Origin of the sequence: Levilactobacillus koreensis JCM 16448 (assembly GCF_001435525.1) — a bacterium.
Classification (GTDB): domain Bacteria; phylum Bacillota; class Bacilli; order Lactobacillales; family Lactobacillaceae; genus Levilactobacillus; species Levilactobacillus koreensis.
This window is the reverse complement of sequence record NZ_AZDP01000118.1, coordinates 82,868-84,079: the sequence shown is the minus strand read 5'-3', so window position 1 is coordinate 84,079 and position 1,212 is coordinate 82,868. Positions and strand designations below refer to the sequence as shown.

The following is a 1,212-nucleotide window of genomic DNA, read 5'->3' as shown; positions in this document are numbered from 1 at the left end:
TGGTTTTTGATTAAGGCCGTAGAGACATGGTGCAGGAAGTTCTTGCGTTGATTAGCCACTTTAAGCTGTAATTTCGCCAATAATAACCGTTGCTTTTGATAATTCTTTGATGCGGATAACCTTCGTTGACTCTTTTTAGCTCGTCTAGCCCGCCGTGACAGTTTCCGTTGGGCTTTAGCTAGTTTTCCTCTAATCGTCCGGTAGTAATGGGGGTTATCAATCACTTGTCCATTGGAATCCGTTAAAAAGTTCTCAAGGTTCAGATCAATCCCGACTTTAGATTTAATAACTGATTGCTCAGAGACGAAGGGGTGTTCCGACCCAATCTGCATGGACACGAAATAATGTCCTACGGCGTCCATTGAGACCGTTGTCGTCCCAATTCTAATGTCATTAGTACGATCTAAGATTTTCGAGGGCATACCCTTGAAGCGGAGACGCCCCAGCTTGGGTAACTGTAGATGGTGAGAATCATTTAGTCTTACGCTACCATTATGCATAGTTGGTCCGGTCACTTTAGCACTGTAAAGACATGACGTTTGATAAGTCTGAGTATAACCACGTTTATGAAATTTGGGAGTCCCCGCCTGATGAACCTGGCGGAATAGCTTCCAAGCAGTCTTGTGATTTTTGATAGCATTGGCTTTCATCAAGCTATCAAAGTCTGGGTGATTGAGCCAACCGTGAACGTTGGAGATAGCAGTTGATGGCTTCTTTAGGCGCTCGGTCAAATCAGCGATCCGTTCCAACACAAGTGTAATGGGGATCTTCACTTGTTTTAACCAGAACAGGTCATTGTTCATGCCGTTCATCTGATTGTAAATAAACCGACTAGCATCACTGTTACGCTTGATTAGCCGTTTCTGTTCAGTTGAAGGAAAGACTCTAACCTTAACCCCCATAATGATAAGGTAATTGTGCCATTGTTTTCGTCATAAACTACCACCTCCTCTTGCTTGACAGTAGCATACCATATGAGTACACTGCATTCATAATAAAACGCATTATAATAATATTTATGGAGGTATCATATGAGCAATGCTATTGAAGGGGCAATTCACGAACGAGGTTACGTGTACAACTTTCATTTTCACTTGGTCTGGGTCACTAAATACCGACACGAGGCATTTACAACACCAAAGTTAGTCGCTGAGATGACCGACATTCTAACGAAAATAGCGCGACTGAACGAAGTGACTATTGAGCAAATGA

At 42.7% G+C, this 1,212-nt stretch carries 1 protein-coding gene and 1 pseudogene; one reads left to right on the top strand and one right to left on the bottom strand.

Annotated features, from left to right (window positions below; genetic code table 11):
* A pseudogene (locus FC99_RS11515) lies at positions 1–936 on the bottom strand (RNA-guided endonuclease InsQ/TnpB family protein); the annotation flags it as partial.
* A 95-nt stretch (positions 937–1,031) separates the two neighbouring features.
* On the opposite strand from FC99_RS11515, the gene FC99_RS14265 reads away from it, so the two are divergent.
* Positions 1,032–1,212 (top strand): transposase (locus FC99_RS14265; RefSeq protein WP_235805918.1); only part of this gene is annotated, 181 nt, incomplete at its 3' end.